Consider the following 16,408-nt stretch of genomic DNA (forward strand, 5'->3'; position numbering starts at 1 on the left):
TACCCTCTTTGTTAGGATCGTACCATACTATAAGAATTAAAAAAATATTACCGTCCTTAAGACCTAAAGCATTCATATCTTCTTTCAGTGAGCAACATGATTCTATTTTATCCATTTTGGAATTTTATCTCTAAGGGTATTCGCTTCTTTTTTCTTATTCATTTTAATCTCTCCAACAACTTATTATGCTCCTTAATAAGAGTATACTACCTATTAAGGAGTGTCTAAGCCTTGTGTTTATCAAACTATTCATTAGAAACAAAAAACAGGTAATTGTGCGTTTTTCACAAGTACCTGTTTTTCACTACTTCTATCTACTCTTTGTTTCTTAAAATTTCATTAACCTTTTCGACACTTAATTCAGTGGCTTCCGCTATCTTCTCTATAGGTACACCTACTTTAATTAAATTATGAATCATTTCTATTCTAGCTTCTTTTGCAGCTTTTTCTTCTGCTGTCTCTATTTCTGATATTCTATCTTTTATTGCCTTCTCTCTCGCCTCATATAAGCGTAAAAAGTCTTTATCACTACTTAAACGCTCCCAATCCTCTATTGCCTTTTTCAAAACTGGATCTTTTTCCATCGCGATTCCCTCCAGGATTGTAGTTAATTTCTCATCTTCATATGCAGGAAATAATAATAGCCAACGTGCTAATATATCCTCCCATGGATCCATTCGATCTTCTTGCCATTCTCGAATTACTTTTGGAATCTCAAGAAAGTGCAATTGCATATTCTCTGAAATTATGTGCTCCGATTTTTTGTTCATGACTACACCGACATTATGAAAGTCCTCTTCTCCTGGAAACAGAATGAAATCCACTATATTAATACAAATAGTTGGTCTTAATTCTGTATACTTCATCCCCTGAGTCATTTGAGAATAATACATGCCAGCCCAGTAGAACAAAGATCGCTCAATCATGTCTTTTTTGTCGCGAACCTGTATCTCTATATTTAATTTTATACCATTATTCAGAGTAGCTCGCAAATCTAAAATAGACAATTTATCATCCTTTTGTTCCCTTGGAAGATGTGGATCATCTAAATGCAAAGAAATAATTTCCTCATCTAAAGAGGATTGTAATACCGCATTAAGAAAAGCAATGAGTATACCCTCGTTTCCTTCTACTCCAAACAAGCGCTTGAAAGCAAAATCAACTCGTAAATTTACTAGATTTTTTTTCATAGATGTATTCATATTCTCTTCTACCTTTCTTTTAGTGAATTTTTATCCTCTGTAGTAATTAGATATAAGAAAAAGATAGAATTACAAACTCTATCTTTTTCAATCTACCTATTTATGAAAATATCAACCTACTTTATGACCTTCACAATCTCTGAAATACAGGTTTAAATCCCGCTTGCATTGTATCATCCAACCCCTTACCTTGCGTTGGATTCCATGCAGCTATGATTACGTTATAGCCCTCTGTCTTTAACTTTGTCGCAAAGTCTATAAGAGCTTTTCTTACTTTTTGATTCTCTACTAAATCGGCATCAAACGCTAAATAGACATTTTCTACACCCATATCCTTTAATACAGGCATAGTAATTCGCCAAGCATTTACACCAGGAATCGCAAGAACCGTTGTTCCTATTTCAGAAAGCTCCTCTTTATTAAATCTCTCTGGAAGCAAATCAGCAACCAGATCTGCTTTCATAGCTCCCTCTGTAATCATTACTGAGTTGGTTTGATGTAAGGTACCAGAATTCCAATGTTTCAAATGAGAACTTGGTACAGCTACATGTACAGGAAGTGGATTTTCACTACCGCCTGCACCAGTTCCTTGATTTTTGTTTGCTGATGAGACCCACAGATATTTTTGCCCTTTATGAATCTTTACAACAATTTGTCCCTCTTGAAATGGAATCTCTACCTTTTTGCTCACTTCTAGTTCGCCTTCAAAGATACAATCACCATTTTTAATTACCTTCACAACATTAGGCTGTTCGATTAATTCTGCTTGAACTCCAGTAGGTGCAGATTTCACATGAACGGAGTTTTTCACTTCATCCACACGAACCTGCCATCCAACAATTTGATTGTACTGATTCCGAAAAGGAATCAATATACCAGGAGATCCTGACATCAAACGAAGAGAACGTTGACCTTTCTTCATCTCATAGAAACCCGGGATTCCCTGCCAGCAATTTTTATTCCCCATCTGTTTAAATAGCTGCTCCCAAACAGTCGTATACGTATTATCCTCCTCTAACACAATTTGTTGTTTTAAGAAAGAACGATATTGACGTATTTGTATTTGTTCTTCGCTCATTTTTCTATCTTTTAATAAATGTGCATGATGATGCTCTTGTAATGGTATGAACTCCATTAATTTACGATTAAACACATTTAATTCCTCATTACTTTTCTTATCATGAATCTGAATTTCATCCACCTCAGGCAATTGATATTTATCTTTTCCTTTTATGTAGTGAATGTAGCTTGGATTGCCCGTGTTTTTTCCATAAATCCATTTACTTTCTACACGTGTACATGCTACCTTATCTTGCGAAACGTGCAGCATACAATTACCTGTATCATAACAAACTGGACAAGGTATACGGTAAAACTCCCACCAGCTACCTCTCGGATAAGCACTTGTTAAACGAAACTGTCCTTTTTGAATGTTATAATTCATTTTTCCCCACTCCTTATATACTGTTTATTATATATGGGACTATTACTTCGATTAAACTTTTTATAATTACATTAGGATATTACGTATAATTATCTAATGGATATACAAAAGGATACGCATTACAAACTAAATAATCATTTCTATGTTCTTGATCTTGCAAATCCGATTCTACGTATGCTTCAAATGCTCTAGCAAACATCTCGTGATTTGTAGACTAATACTTTTTGCTTCTATTCTTATCTAACTTAATTGCTGTATCAAAGTACATAGACACTTGCGCTTCATAAGATATTCCATCAAATTTTCCGCCTGTTTTTCATAATAAGCCAACATTTGTGTAGCTCTCTTGAATTCTTTGTCAATCTTACGTTCCATGCGTGCCTTTGTTACTCCTGATAAAATAAAAGACAGAAATTCATAGTAATTCTTCACTACAAATTTCTGTCATTCCCTCTGTCTGCATACTTCCATATAGTTCTGTAAATTATTCATTACGATACACTGACACCTGTTAAAGAGAATACATCCTCTTTTATTGGATTAAGTGCTTGTTATGCACGTAAACTTTGAATAGGATCATCTGGATGTACAGAATAAAATAACGATACTTCATAACCGATTATCATAATTAAATACCCCTAAATAAAAATTTTTGCTCAATGTGATAATGGGTTCTCCAATCAAACAGACTTGGAAACAACACAAAAAGGACTTCTTCAAGTCGATTAAAAATGTATATAGCAAAATAAGCTATATATACACTAATCGGCTCAAAGAAGCCCTTTCAGAATTAAAACAAGACGCAGCTTGCTTCTACATCTCAACCACAACTCATAAAGTGTGAGAATAAACAGAATCAAATAAACAATAAATACAATTACATATTAATGAATTCACATAAAAATTTCAACAACTTTATATTTCCTTAAGATTTTTCGCTCCATTCTACTTTCCAGTGAATATTTTTGTAGAACCATAAGTTTCTACCGTGTTAAATTGCAATTGTAAATCTTGCTCTCTTATACTAGCTCGTACATATCACACTAATTTCATCAGTCATCCCCTAATACTATTTAAAATTTATCATTGTTTTATATACTCTATTTCAGACTAACTCTTAGATAAATATAAGGTAAGATTTTAATAATTTTTCACAGCATTTCCCCACATCATCTAAAAGCATCAACTTTTAGACAGTTGAAATTTATTTTCGTTCTTTGTGTTCGTTTGTTTTGTAAAATGTTAAATAAAATTGAAACTGCATCCTTCTAGTTAATAAGTAGTAATTAAAAAAAATAATAAAAAAGAGTGCTATTAAAATATGCACTCTTTCAAAAGACTTTACCAATCTCGATGGTCACCATGATCATGCTCACGATCGTGGTCATGATTACGTCTACGACGACACTCATCACAATCGCAGTCACGTCTACAATGACAGTCGTTAAAATCGTTTCTTCTTCGTCTACGGCCGCAACCGCAAAATACTAAATCATCCCAAAATCTATTACAATCTCGAGAATGTCCAAAATTATTATCCCATCCCATAGATATGATTCCCTCCTCTAAAATAGAATTCATCATATTCTATGATTAAAAGGTAGAAATAGTTTGTTTATTAGTCCATGTTTCAAACTAATAATATTTCAATTTGCAAGTCTATCTCACGCCCTATCTTTCCTTAACAACAAACAAGATACCATCCCAATTATGGCAACGCCCACGATAATTCCTATACACTTAATCAAGAATATTTACCCTAACATCATTTATTTCTTTGCTTCCATACCCCATTCTCTTTACGATAAGTATTCTTCCCATTCATGAATCCGGCTGTATTACCAGGGATGCTATATTTCTTATTCTTAGTCTTTTTCTTCATCCTCTTTTCTTCTTGAACAGCCTGCAAATCTACCTTCCATTGTTTCAACAAATCCTTTTTACGTCGCATCGAATTTGTACCCCTCAGATTAAAATGAAAATCCATTAATCATATTATATATATTTATGTTTTATTTTCAATATAAAGAGAGCACCCTCGCTATTGGCGCTCTCAATGTGAATTGGGGTTTATTCTGAGCATTGAATAGGACACGAAGAACTCGTCCTATTACATTATATGCTTGTCCTTATTAGAATGTGCAAAAAAAAGCACCCTCGCCCAGGCGCCAAAAGATACATATACTTTGAGGTAACTAACACGTTAGAAAAGACCCTTCCATATCATTGTATGATTATCGATTATCTTTATACCTAGATGACTCATTAAATACGTTTAATGTGAAATTTCTATTGATTTAACCATGGTTAATTCCATCCAATTCATGGTTAGTATTCTAAATAGACCAACAATGTATTATAATCCTTTATATACCCAAGGAGGTTTACCATGCTTAATTTTCATAAAACATTCCCCATCTTAGGATTCTTTTGGTTTTTATACGGTTTTATGGGTCTCATCTTTTTATTACTATTCCTTAGCGTGTAAAAACAACTCATATAAAAATTTTGATAAAGTTAATTGTCCCTCCATAAAGGGATCCCTCTTATTTCTGAATTTATCTTTTTATATGTACATAAGGTACGTGAAATTTTACTATCTCATTAATGAATAATTTGTGTTTCTTGTTGGCTATCTTCTCTTTTACTGCTTCGTCAATATATTGCTCTTTCTATCTGCTCTACTAAGTATCCATAAATATCAAAATCAGCTCTTGGTATAGATTTCTTGCCTTTTGGTTGATGAGACATCCTTACATAAAACTGAATAACTGATAGTAATACTACGAATACTGATTTATCCTTGCTAAACTCAATAAGGAAGAAACATATTGCTCCATCTTCTCCGCTTTCTCCAGGTAATCTAATTAATGCTGCGCTATGTTATTTAAATCAAAACGTGTGTCTTTCTCTGTAGACTTTGCTTCAAACACTATTGCTCGTCCTTTATACACGCCATCATAGTCTACTTTACTCTTAGCTTCATAGTAACACTTAGCACACGGACACCTTTACTTTTTAACACTTTCACAGGAGTCGGACGCTTGTTTATAAGCGCCACTCCACCTCTTTGATACATTTCATTTGCTAGATTGATAATTATTTCAAATGCCATTCCACGATTTCCTAATCCCATTGTTATTCCTCTCTCAATGTTGAGATATATGTACCTCAAACTTAGTATCAATATCTATTGAATTCTTGTATTCACTTAGTATTTTATAACTGGGAGCTCTATTAAAACATTGCCAGAATGTTTGTTTTGCCTTAAGTCTAGCAATATCAATAGTTTTATCAAAATTATTAGGAAGATAAGAATATTGATCTTGTAGTGGAATTATTGGCCGTATATCTTTTTCCATACCATCTCGTATTTTTTGAATGCAGGCAAGCAGCTCATTCTTTACTATTTTCTCAATGTTCTCTATCGAAGGATATGCAACAATTAATTTTATTTTACTACTAGCTATAAATAACTCACCTAAATAGTTATTTATAAGATATTTAAACTCATTGATAATATCGAGTGCAATTTCTTTTTGGGATTGTCTTAACGAGGATCTATAATAAAAATTTTGATAATAATTATACAAATTATACCTGTTACTCATACAAACACTTCCTTATTATACATTTTGATTCCATTTTACGTAGAAGCTGAATTTTCGTGAATGTTTTCGAAAACATGTAGCCCCCCTTAATAAAACTCAATATTCTGTCAATAATGTAGGCACATGGTTATCTTTCACCGATTCCTTATATGAGCAGTTAGCTTTTGCTAGCTGCTCTTTATTTGTACAAGGTACTCAATTGACTGGCGCACATATAATATCCTGAGTTCCTTTCTTTATAAAATAGTCGTTATAAAACGGGTCTCGTTACCAGAGCACTTTACTAAGTGCTCTTTTTATGTTCCAACTTAATGAAATTTTTGTTTAGTTTTCTTCCTCTTCTTCATCACAAATACATTCATCAACATACTCTCTATAAATAATGCACTAACTACCTTCTATTTCTATTTACCTTTTCTCTCAAATAACTATTTTGATACATTTATGAAACATTCATGTGTTATCTTCAGTACGTTCTATTCTTTTTATAAAATCGTGTGAGATATACCAACACCAGAAGCCCTAGAGCCCTAACTCTAGGGCTTCTGCATTTAAATAAAGATTTTGTTTGAACCCATTCACCAATTTCATACTTTTACATACTTTAATACTACCTTTCTGTATAATGTGAGTTCGTCACTTTCGTTATAATTAGGTAGAAAGAGTGCTCTTGATTAGCACTCTTTTTTATTTGTTATTAAATAAGGATTTTGTTTAAAGTTCATTAACCTTATTGATTCTCTTGCATACAGTATTATCACAAGAAAATCCACAGGTTACTCTGGTCAAGTTAACTTGAATTTCTTGCACACCTTAAGGGAAGAATCCATTTGTAAAAAATGGGTTCTTTTATTTTTCTCATACAATAAGAATTTTGTTCAACTTTTTGAATTTATATTTTATACAACAACCCATCGTTCCGGAATTCTTTTATATTCCTCACTATCTTTTATCTCTTGTAATGCTGGATCATTCCTATCGATAATCGCATGTCCGCAAGCGCACTCTCAATCCATTATCGTTTCACCATCACAAACAAGGCATTCCGGAGTTTTGTATTCAGGAACTTGATAACCTTCTCTATCCTTATACGTTGGATACACATCTTTGAAAAAAGACTTAACTTCCCTATCTGTCATTGAAGATAGTGATTTACTAATAACATCAAATCCTATTTTCCTAATTAAGAAGTCAACGCGCTCCTTCCTGTTATTTGGTTTCTTCTCGTTTCTGCCATTAATGCCTTCAAATGCTGCAATCTTCTTTTTACTTATTACACGTTTATAATGAATTGTTTTTCCCCGTTCAATTAGATCAACGTTCGATCTTTGAAATAAATAACAAGATCGTGTAAATGTTCTGCATTTTAAAATCTCTCCATCACGGGTATCTTCGTAATAAAGCCCTTCTTTCATACACTCACCTCTTTTCTACCAAATAACTATTTTGTTCACTTTTTTGATACATTTATGAAACATTCATGTGTTATCTTCATTAAGTTCTTTTCTTTTCATAAACCGTGTGGGTTATACCAACACAAGCAGCTCTAGATCCCTAAATCTAGAGCTCCTTCGTTTAAATATTTCATTCAACTATGTATAGACAACTATATATTTAGGTGTTAAAATATTATTGTGATTCCCATATGGTTTCACATACGACTTTTTTCTTCGATTATGAGGTTCTTATGTAATGTAAGGACCATTTTTTTATTCAAATAAGGACTTTTTAAAATTTATATGTACATATTTTTAAGTATATAATTAGATTATCAATACATCAGAGGCAATAATGATTTTGTTATATATTTGTTTAGGAATGAGTGCAGTTTTTAGCTTAATAAAGGAATTTCGAAAGCCACAGATAAACCGATTCTTGCTTTTAGTTGATTCTTTAATTTTGCTTGAAGCTTTATTCCTAGTAGATAACATCTTCATCTACTTTTAATAACTGTTTTAGTTCCTCGTAACTCTCTTCAAATAAGTCGCATTCATTAGTAGACTTAACTATATTTCTCTGAATCCATTTTTCTATTAACCTGTCTTATTCACTCATATCGTATCCTAGATAATTTACTACACTCCCTTACGTCCTACGAATGGCTTCGTAGCAGCTTCATCCCTCTTTTACCCTTGAGTAAAAAGTAACATTCTTAATCCCGTTCTTTCTTGCTAATTCCAAATGCATTGCGTACCCTTTTCCCTTTTTGCTGTTTCATATAAATTCATACCATCTTTGACCAGTTTGAAGAAGGCCGACTGGCTTATTTCATTTCATTCAGCTAGTGTTATCATTCTAGAATTAATGCCACTTTTTCTCTTTACATGTTAAAAAAATACTTGGATGATAGTCCAAATACATATTATTAATATTAAGCTGGTTCACGTCAGGAGCAGGTATCTTAGGTTGTCTTTTTTTTATTTTCCTTCGACATAATATGACAATATACGAATTGACAATTTGTTATTATTATCTAGAAATCTTACATTTATCTACAAATTATTATTGCATTTTTAAAATGTAAAATATTTCAATGTTAATACATACCATTTAGGGAGATGGAGAAAATTATGAAAAAATTATTAGCTTCAGCAACAGCAGTAACACTATTAACAGTTGGGTACAGTTCTGCTGCATTTGCAGAAAAAAATCCAAATGACAAGAATTGCAGTCACTTTAAAAACAAACAAGAAGTTATGGAATTTTGGCACAGCAATGGATACAGCGCAACTAATGATCCTCATGACTTAGATCGTGACAATGACGGTTTACCTTGTGAAGTAAAAAAAGGAGACTACGATCAATTTTTAGCTAGCAAACAAACTACTAAAAAGGATGAAAACAAACCTCAAGAACAAACTAAACAAGAAAATAATAAGCAGGAAAACACTAAACAAGAACCTGCTAAACAAGAAAACAATAAGCAAGAGAATTCAAAACAAAATAACCAAACAACTGCAAAAGAAACAAAGAAAAATACTAATACAGTTGTGAAAAATGAAACGAAAAAACAAGGTGAAAAATTACCTAATACAGCATCAAACGGTGTTACAATGATGTTAGCAAGCTTAGGATTAGCATTAGCTGGATCTGTATTAATGTTCCGTCGTAAAAAGACAAACGCATAAAATAGTTCCTTAAAACGGCAGGAGAAATCCTGTCGTTTTCAAATGGAGTGATAAGAGTGAATAAAAAACAATGGATAGGCTTATGTTTAACTGTTATTGGACTTACTATCTTTTCCTATTATTTTCTAGAATGGTATAATGCTAGACAATCAGCAGAATCGTTGACAACTAACGAGGCTAAACAATATGAGACCTCCACACCTTCTAAAGAAAATGAAACGCAAAATAGCAATCAAACAGAGACAGAGACGGAAACTTCATTACAACCTGAAGAATCTGTACAAATTCCCGCTTCAAAGGTAAACCATCAGTTAGGAGATAAAGTAGCATATTTAATTATCCCTAAAATACAAAAGAAATACTCTGTATATTGGGGAGCTGATGATAAAGTACTAAAAAAGGGTGTAGGTATGTTTGTTAGTGACTTAACTACTACACCATCTGGAAATGGTCATACAGTTTTAAGTGGACATAGAGATACTGTTTTTACCGAGCTTGGTCAACTAAAGGAAAATGACCAACTTATTGTGGAATATGAAAATAAAACATATACATATAAAATTAACAAGCATTGGATAACAGATTCAGAAGATCGAACAGTTATTGTAGAAAAAAGTGAGCCAACATTAACATTAACAACGTGTTATCCTTTTGACTATATAGGAGACGCTCCAGATCGGTACATAATTGAATCATCTCTACTTTCCATTCGGTAAGGATGAAAGTCCAAAAATTAAAGTGGTTTAAGTAGGAAGAAGGCACCTTTGGGTGTCTTTTTTTATGAGTAAGAAGTACTGCCAATATGCGAGGAAAAATAGGTCATAAGACGGAATGCTAGCCTGAAAATTCCAAACTATCTTTTTTATTTCCTTTCGACATAATATGACAATATCTTTATATATAGTTTGTTATTATTAGCTTGGCAATCTTATATTTTACATAATTGGAGGAACAAACGTGGGAAAAATATTTAAATTTGGATGCCTAGGCATTATAGCTTTATTTGTAATCGGAATAATTGCTATGGTCGCTGGTGGTGGAGACACAACTGAAAAAACTTCAACAGACACTAAAGCAGTATCAAAAGAAGGTGTATCTTCTGATGTAAAAATCGCTGTAGGATCTATGGAAACAGTAGATTCTGTGGGTAATGAATATACAAAAGAACAAGCACAAGGTGTCTTTAAAATTTTAGAAGTTACACTTACTAATAATCAAAAAGACGCTATCACTGTTGATGCTAATAGTTTTAAATTAGTAGATAGCAAAGGTCGTGAATTCACATATTCAACACAAGGTCAAACATCTTTTGACTTAGCTAATGGTGGGAAAACTGACTTCTTCTTAAAACAATTGAATCCTGGTCTAACACAGACAGGTAAAATTGTATTTGATATACCAAAAGATGCTGAAGGTCTTTTCTTAAAAGCAAGTGGCGGTATGACAGGTAAAGAAATTAATTTAAAAGTTGAATAGGAAAAAGGCACTCGAAGGAGTGCCTTTTTTTTTAACAACTGGCATTACTTAATGCAGTAAAATAACACTTAAATAGGGCCCAATACATATTATTAAAATTAAAGTGGATCAAGTCAGAGGAAAGCACCTTTGGGTGTCTTTTTTTCTACATTAAAAAGCCCACCTATTTGAACTGAACCTAAAAAATTAGACAAATATATTAAGCAGCTACTAAGGATTGAACTCTGTATTGCACAGGGGACAATCCTTTTAGTTTTGTTTTAATTCTTTTGTGATTGTAGTAATGAATATAAGTTTCTAGTTCTTGCTTAAATTGTTCCATACTTTCAAACTCTTTAAGATAAAGTAATTCAGATTTTAATAAGCCAAAAAAATTTTCCATGACTGCATTATCTAAGCAAATTCCCTTACGGGACATACTTTGGATAACGTTATGTTTTTTAAGCGACTGATGATATTGTCGCATTTGATAATGCCAACCTTGATCCGAGTGTAAAATAGGAGTTTCCTTATCATTCAAACGTTGAAACGCCTTATTTAACATTTTAGAAACAAGGGAATAGGCAGGTCTATGTTCTATATTGTAAGCTATAATGTCTCCGTTATATAAGTCTAAAATAGGTGATAGATATAGTTTTTTACCATGTAAGTGGAACTCCGTCACATCTGTTACCCATTTTTCATTTGGTTTTAATGCGTGAAAATTACGTTTTAAAATATTAGGAGCGAATTTCCCGACAGTCCCTTTATATGAACGATATTTTTTTAGTCGAACAAGACATTTTAATCCCAGGATATTCATTAAACGTCGAACGGTTTTATGATTTAATGCATGGCCTCGATTACGTAATTCCAATGTAATACGACGATAACCATACCTCCCAAAATTCTCAATAAAGATCTCTTTAATTAATTCTTTAACTTTCTTATATTTATCTGGACGTTTCGCTTGTTTCATCCAGTAATAATACGTAATACGAGCGATATTAGCGACTTTCACAAGGTCAACGACCTTGTATTTATGCCTTAATTCATAAATCAATTGCGCTTTGTCTTGGTCTGTGATTTTTTCTTCTTTTGAACTAAGGCATTCAACTTTTTTAAATAGTCATTTTCCATACGCAGACGTTCATTCTCTGCTTGTAGCGCTTCTATAGAACCTTCAAGAGATACTTCGTTTTGTTTTAAATGTTGTAGCTTAGCTTTTTCTTTGGCCATGGTTAGACGCCCCTTTTTCTTTGATTTTAGGGCATCTAATCCTTCTGTTTCATAAGCTACTTTCCATTTTCGAAGTGTTTCGCAAGAAGGAATATTAAAAAAAGCAGCTGTTTCTCTCAGAGATGTCCCATTTTCATTCATATAATGAATTACATCTAGTTTATACTCGAGAGAGTAAGTTGTATAGCGTTTTTCAAACGCCTTTTCCCCTGAAAATTCAAACTGTTTAATCCATTGATAAAGTTCTCTAGGATGAGCCCCTATAGAATTAGCAATGGCTTTTCCGCCTTCCGTACCTTTTAGATATCGTTTTACTGTTTGTATTTTATCTTTTGAAGAAAATTTAGCTATAAAAAATACACCTCCAATTGTTAATTATGTGTCTAACAATTGAGGTGCACTTCATTCATAGATAGGCCATTTGTGATTTTGCATTTGCGCACGATGATATAATAACAAAACTCCCTAATTCTCAAGCTCCTTCATTGTTCTTCTTCAATACACTTAAGATGGTACTTTGTATATTAGTCTAAAGTACGAGCAGCTGCATAGAATGATCCAGAACCACCATTTCTGTGAGTAACTTTAAGCTTATATTTACCTTTTGAAAGAGTATTGTACGTATTCGTAAAACCCTTTCCTGCTGCTAACGACCCCTTATCAATAACATTGCCTTTTGAGTCTTTTAAAAACCAGTCAAGCGTGCCTTTAGTATTGTTAGTCATATGAACTCTCATATCCGCTTTTTTTACATGTTCGAACGACACTTCTCTTTCACCATTTATCAGACTGAAATCATCTTTAAGTATTTGGGTACGTTGGATAATTGGTGCTGAATTTTTAGTATTATCTACACCTTCTGTACTTGCTGATGCTGCTCCAATCCCTCCGGTTAATGCGATACCAGTTGCTAATGTTCCTACTACTAATTTCTTGAACATAATAAATCCCCCTTTAATAGTTTTATAACTTACGCTTCAAATGTATCACAATTGGTATTTTTGTAAATATTTTGAATGTTTATAAATACTTGTTTATCTTTTTGGTAATATTGGGATTTAATTTTATCCAATGGAAAATAGAGGGATTTAAATGAAGATTAATAATGCATAATAAATCAATCAGGTATTTTAATATACTCTCAAAGAGCTGATACACAATTTCTTTAGATTGGAAAACTAAAATCTAATCTACCTAAAAGGAATGCGCCTAATGGCGTCTTTTCTTTATTTTCAAAAAGAACTGCTCAATTAAATCTTAAAAAATAAGGTAAAGTGAACCCGTTGAAATACATGGAATAAACCCTAGTTTTCTCCTCTTATTTAAAAGAGGAGCTATTATTATGGGATATGGTGATAGTTGCAGCGAAGGCTACAGTTTTGTTGGAGGATTTGCTTTACTCGTTGTACTCTTTATACTATTAATCATTATCAGATGCAGTTACTTCTGATAAAAAAACTATTGAAAATGGCACCTTAGGGTGTCTTTTTTTATGGAAGTATTTAAAAGAAAGACACCTAAAAGAGTGTCTTTCTTTTAAAATAAACATACTATTGAATCCAACCCTCATACTTAGCGACATATCCCCCGCCATCTTCATTAATTTCTTTTAAATACCAATACACTGTCCCGCCACAAGCTTGTTGAGTAAAAGTAGTAGCAAAAATTCTTTTGGAATTTCTCACTTCTCTTACATACTTACCGTTTTCTTTTTTATAGCATTCTGCTAATTGTTTTACAGAACTTGGTGTATTAGATCCATTTTCTGTACTTGCTGAAGCTGCCCCGATCCCCCCTGTTAATGCGATACCAGCTGTTAATGCTCCAACTACTAATTTCTTAAACATAAAAATGCCCCCTTAATACTTTTTTATAACTTGCAACTTAAATGTATCACTTTTGTATTATTTGTAAATATTTTGAATTTGTAGAAATATTTATTTAATTATTAACAATATTAGGATTTAATTTTATCCAATGGAAAATAGAGGGATTTGTGATGATATGTAATAATGCATGTTCATTCGGCAAAAAAATATGATAAACTCTAACCACCTGTTCTATTTTTTCAGTTATCTTGGAAACCTTACTTCTTATTTACCCAAATGGGAGGCGCTTTATGGCGTCTTTTTTTTATTTTCAAGAAGATATGCCCAATTCATTCCTAAATACATAAGGTAGTGTGCACCCATTAAATTACATGGAATGAACCCTAGTTTTATCCTCTAATCTAAAGGAGGCACTACTGTTATAGGATATGGTGGTAGTTACGGTAAAGGATTCGGTTTTGCTGGAGGATTTGCTTTATTAGTTGTATTATTTATTCTATTAATCATTATCGGATGCAGTTGCTTCTGCTAAAAAAACTATTGGAAAAGACACTCATATATGAGTGTCTTTTTATGTTTATAACTTTTTTTAGAAAATATTTAAAATATTATACAAATAATTATATCATTATATAGTAATTGTTTATAATTATAGAAATATTTAGGGGGATTTTTAATGAAATTAGGAAAATTAGTATTAGTCGGAGCTTTAGCATTAGGGGGGTTATCAGCAGTTGGCACACTTGATGCAAAACCAGCGGCAGCAGCAACAAATGTACAAAAAGCAGTAACAACTGAGGACTGGGGCTTTAAAACAATTTTTGACGTGGAAGTTGGAGCTAAAATGATGCCTAGCATTTACACACACAATATGCAATCCAGCTATAAAACTGGTGGTCGTCCTATTTTTATTACTGTACCTTGGGAAACAAATACATTCACATCTCAAGACCAAATTAAAGTCTTCAAAATCCTACCGGGTGGCAACTTAGTTCGTTATCAAACGATGAACTGGAAACAAGAACATGATTACGGTTCAATGCAAAATTTTGCAACATTTGAAGCGCAAATTACAGATGCTTATGATGCAGGTAATTATATTGCAGTAGGATATGTTAAAGGTGAGTTTGTAAAAACTGACTTCTTTACTATCAATAAATAATTTCAATAACCGCTTCCTTAACAAATAGGAGGACAGTTATTTTTTGTGTAAACGTATATTTTCTCAAAATTTTATGATGACCTTTAATACATAAAATATGGTTATCAAGTCGGAAAAAGGCACCGTTGGGTGTCTTTTCTTTTTCTCAATATAAAAAAGCCCACCTATTTCCGTAGGCGAGCTAAATGTAACTTTGCACAATTAATTTATAGCAAAATCATTTGTAGCGAAAGTAATTAAATTTAACTTTGTAACCCTAATACCTTAATAATCTCAATTGTTTTATTATCTTTTATTTTAAAATAAAGCCTTTTCCCTATACGTTCACTAATTACAATATTTCCAAAGGCTAATTTACGCAAATGTTGTACAATCAAATCCTCTGTAATTCTTGTTTGCTTACTTAAATCAGAAACTGACAACGATCCATATGTAATCAATTTACAAACAATTGATAAATGAGTAGAATTCCCTAATAATCCCAAAACTTTTATATTTTCTGTATAGAAACTAAAATCCATATGAAAAGCATGTAACAGATCTTCCAACCTCCTAAAATAAGATGAATAACAACCAAAATATCTTAACATAAAAACAGTAAAAACAACCTAAAATATCCCAATTATTCATTGAGAAAAATGATACTTGAATGGGAGACCAATACATATTCTTAGAATTAAAGTAATTCAAGTTGGAGGAAGGCACATTTAGTTGTCTTTTCTTTTGTACATTATCTCTATTACGTGCTCATTGATTTTCTATGTACGTTTGATACAATTACTGTAGTAGTATTACAGTAATTGCTTGCGTATATAATAAAAGAAGAGATGCGCTAACATTTCTTCTAATAACTGCTACCATCAGGGTGGTGGTTATATCATTTATTTTTTACGAAACCCACCCTTTTGCTTTGGACGGCGACGAGGAGTGGGTTTTTTGTTATCTTTTTCTAAAATTTTTTTCCTAAAAACATACGCAGAAACTTCACGTACAATGGCTTTCACAAATTCTTTTAGAAGCTTAAACAAAAACCCCATAGGTATATCACCCCCTTTCCTTCCAAATGGAAAGAAGGGATAACCAATCACCCTCACAATATACAGTTAATCCTCTTCTATCATACTGGTACAATCTCACCAATATAAAAAAGACCACCATTAGGCAGTCCTTTTTGGGTAGTTTTAGAGATAAAATTATAACATATTAATATATAAATTATAAATTTTTTTCCTAAAGATACTATAAGTTTTTTATAATTATTGATTTCTCAATCTTCATTGTATGATAAATTTTCCTATAAGGATTAACAAATAACAGTAAAATTATCAATCCATTAGA

At 32.3% G+C, this 16,408-nt stretch carries 19 protein-coding genes and 1 pseudogene; 6 read left to right on the forward strand and 14 right to left on the reverse strand.

Annotated elements, in window-relative coordinates; translation table 11 throughout:
* Window positions 1-314: 314 nt before the first annotated feature.
* The 9 genes and pseudogenes from MHB52_RS28865 to MHB52_RS28905 all read right to left on the reverse strand — a co-directional run bounded on the left by MHB52_RS28865 (window position 315) and on the right by MHB52_RS28905 (window position 8,291).
* Complete coding sequence (locus MHB52_RS28865) at window positions 315-1,202, reverse strand: Rpn family recombination-promoting nuclease/putative transposase (RefSeq protein ID WP_061662887.1); 888 nt, start codon at window positions 1,200-1,202, stop codon at window positions 315-317.
* A gap of 130 nt (window positions 1,203-1,332) precedes the next feature.
* Window positions 1,333-2,646, reverse strand: a complete 1,314-nt coding sequence (locus MHB52_RS28870; RefSeq protein ID WP_061662888.1) for a DUF3854 domain-containing protein — start codon at window positions 2,644-2,646, stop codon at window positions 1,333-1,335.
* A gap of 79 nt (window positions 2,647-2,725) precedes the next feature.
* Window positions 2,726-2,845 carry an LPD1 domain-containing protein gene (locus MHB52_RS36890; protein ID WP_234483404.1) on the reverse strand — a complete coding sequence of 40 codons (120 nt, stop codon included), beginning with the start codon at window positions 2,843-2,845 and terminating at the stop codon, window positions 2,726-2,728.
* 1,142 nt (window positions 2,846-3,987) lie between these two features.
* Window positions 3,988-4,194 (reverse strand): hypothetical protein, encoded by a 207-nt coding sequence (locus MHB52_RS28880; protein ID WP_074625675.1) that lies wholly within the window; start codon window positions 4,192-4,194, stop codon window positions 3,988-3,990.
* 217 nt (window positions 4,195-4,411) lie between these two features.
* Complete coding sequence (locus MHB52_RS28885; protein WP_001253140.1) at window positions 4,412-4,597, reverse strand: hypothetical protein; 186 nt, start codon at window positions 4,595-4,597, stop codon at window positions 4,412-4,414.
* A gap of 713 nt (window positions 4,598-5,310) precedes the next feature.
* Window positions 5,311-5,782 (reverse strand): annotated as a pseudogene (locus MHB52_RS28890) (Holliday junction resolvase RecU); the annotation flags it as partial.
* A gap of 13 nt (window positions 5,783-5,795) precedes the next feature.
* Complete coding sequence (locus MHB52_RS28895; protein ID WP_061662889.1) at window positions 5,796-6,257, reverse strand: hypothetical protein; 462 nt, start codon at window positions 6,255-6,257, stop codon at window positions 5,796-5,798.
* A 1,007-nt stretch (window positions 6,258-7,264) separates the two neighbouring features.
* Window positions 7,265-7,672, reverse strand: a complete 408-nt coding sequence (locus MHB52_RS28900; protein WP_080451601.1) for a hypothetical protein — start codon at window positions 7,670-7,672, stop codon at window positions 7,265-7,267.
* A 502-nt stretch (window positions 7,673-8,174) separates the two neighbouring features.
* Window positions 8,175-8,291 (reverse strand): Fur-regulated basic protein FbpA, encoded by a 117-nt coding sequence (locus tag MHB52_RS28905; protein ID WP_338326416.1) that lies wholly within the window; start codon window positions 8,289-8,291, stop codon window positions 8,175-8,177.
* A 536-nt stretch (window positions 8,292-8,827) separates the two neighbouring features.
* Between MHB52_RS28905 and MHB52_RS28910 the strand changes: the two genes are divergently transcribed.
* From MHB52_RS28910 to MHB52_RS28920, 3 genes are all read left to right on the forward strand, one after another.
* On the forward strand, window positions 8,828-9,385 hold the full coding sequence (locus MHB52_RS28910; RefSeq protein WP_074625681.1) for an excalibur calcium-binding domain-containing protein: 558 nt from the start codon (window positions 8,828-8,830) through the stop codon (window positions 9,383-9,385).
* Window positions 9,386-9,441: 56 nt separating this feature from the next.
* Window positions 9,442-10,101, forward strand: coding sequence for a class D sortase (locus tag MHB52_RS28915; RefSeq protein ID WP_340768300.1), 660 nt, complete (start codon window positions 9,442-9,444; stop codon window positions 10,099-10,101).
* Between the two features lie 241 nt (window positions 10,102-10,342).
* The gene (locus MHB52_RS28920; RefSeq protein WP_061663059.1) at window positions 10,343-10,861 is read left to right on the forward strand and encodes a DUF4352 domain-containing protein; all 519 of its coding nucleotides are present in this window, start codon (window positions 10,343-10,345) and stop codon (window positions 10,859-10,861) included.
* A 199-nt stretch (window positions 10,862-11,060) separates the two neighbouring features.
* Here the strand turns inward: MHB52_RS28920 and MHB52_RS28925 are convergent.
* Both MHB52_RS28925 and MHB52_RS28930 read right to left on the reverse strand, forming a co-directional pair.
* Window positions 11,061-12,430, reverse strand: a protein-coding gene (locus MHB52_RS28925; RefSeq protein ID WP_137026725.1) for an IS3 family transposase whose coding sequence is annotated in 2 segments (ribosomal slippage) — window positions 11,061-11,965 and window positions 11,965-12,430 — 1,371 coding nt in all. Because the reading frame shifts where the segments join, the coding sequence is not laid out codon by codon here.
* Between the two features lie 173 nt (window positions 12,431-12,603).
* Window positions 12,604-13,020: a hypothetical protein gene (locus MHB52_RS28930; RefSeq protein ID WP_061663057.1), complete on the reverse strand. Its 417-nt coding sequence runs from the start codon at window positions 13,018-13,020 to the stop codon at window positions 12,604-12,606.
* Window positions 13,021-13,421: 401 nt separating this feature from the next.
* On the opposite strand from MHB52_RS28930, the gene MHB52_RS28935 reads away from it, so the two are divergent.
* Entirely contained in the window at window positions 13,422-13,529 is a 108-nt protein-coding gene (locus MHB52_RS28935; RefSeq protein WP_074625687.1) for a YjcZ family sporulation protein, read from the forward strand.
* Between the two features lie 100 nt (window positions 13,530-13,629).
* Here MHB52_RS28935 and MHB52_RS28940 read toward each other — a convergent pair whose 3' ends face one another.
* A complete protein-coding gene (locus MHB52_RS28940) occupies window positions 13,630-13,926 on the reverse strand; it encodes a hypothetical protein (protein WP_061663056.1) in 297 nt (98 codons plus the stop codon).
* A 403-nt stretch (window positions 13,927-14,329) separates the two neighbouring features.
* On the opposite strand from MHB52_RS28940, the gene MHB52_RS28945 reads away from it, so the two are divergent.
* The gene (locus MHB52_RS28945; RefSeq protein ID WP_074625695.1) at window positions 14,330-14,440 is read left to right on the forward strand and encodes a YjcZ family sporulation protein; all 111 of its coding nucleotides are present in this window, start codon (window positions 14,330-14,332) and stop codon (window positions 14,438-14,440) included.
* 144 nt (window positions 14,441-14,584) lie between these two features.
* On the forward strand, window positions 14,585-15,070 hold the full coding sequence (locus MHB52_RS28950) for a DUF5065 family protein (RefSeq protein ID WP_016078552.1): 486 nt from the start codon (window positions 14,585-14,587) through the stop codon (window positions 15,068-15,070).
* Window positions 15,071-15,312: 242 nt separating this feature from the next.
* Here the strand turns inward: MHB52_RS28950 and MHB52_RS28955 are convergent, their stop codons facing one another.
* Window positions 15,313-15,591, reverse strand: coding sequence for an ArsR/SmtB family transcription factor (locus MHB52_RS28955; RefSeq protein ID WP_137026937.1), 279 nt, complete (start codon window positions 15,589-15,591; stop codon window positions 15,313-15,315).
* Window positions 15,592-15,951: 360 nt separating this feature from the next.
* A complete protein-coding gene (locus MHB52_RS28960; protein WP_016078554.1) occupies window positions 15,952-16,107 on the reverse strand; it encodes a hypothetical protein in 156 nt (51 codons plus the stop codon).
* Window positions 16,108-16,408 lie beyond the last annotated feature (301 nt).

Origin of the sequence: Bacillus sp. FSL K6-0073, from assembly GCF_038006085.1 — a bacterium.
GTDB lineage: Bacteria > Bacillota > Bacilli > Bacillales > Bacillaceae_G > Bacillus_A > Bacillus_A cereus.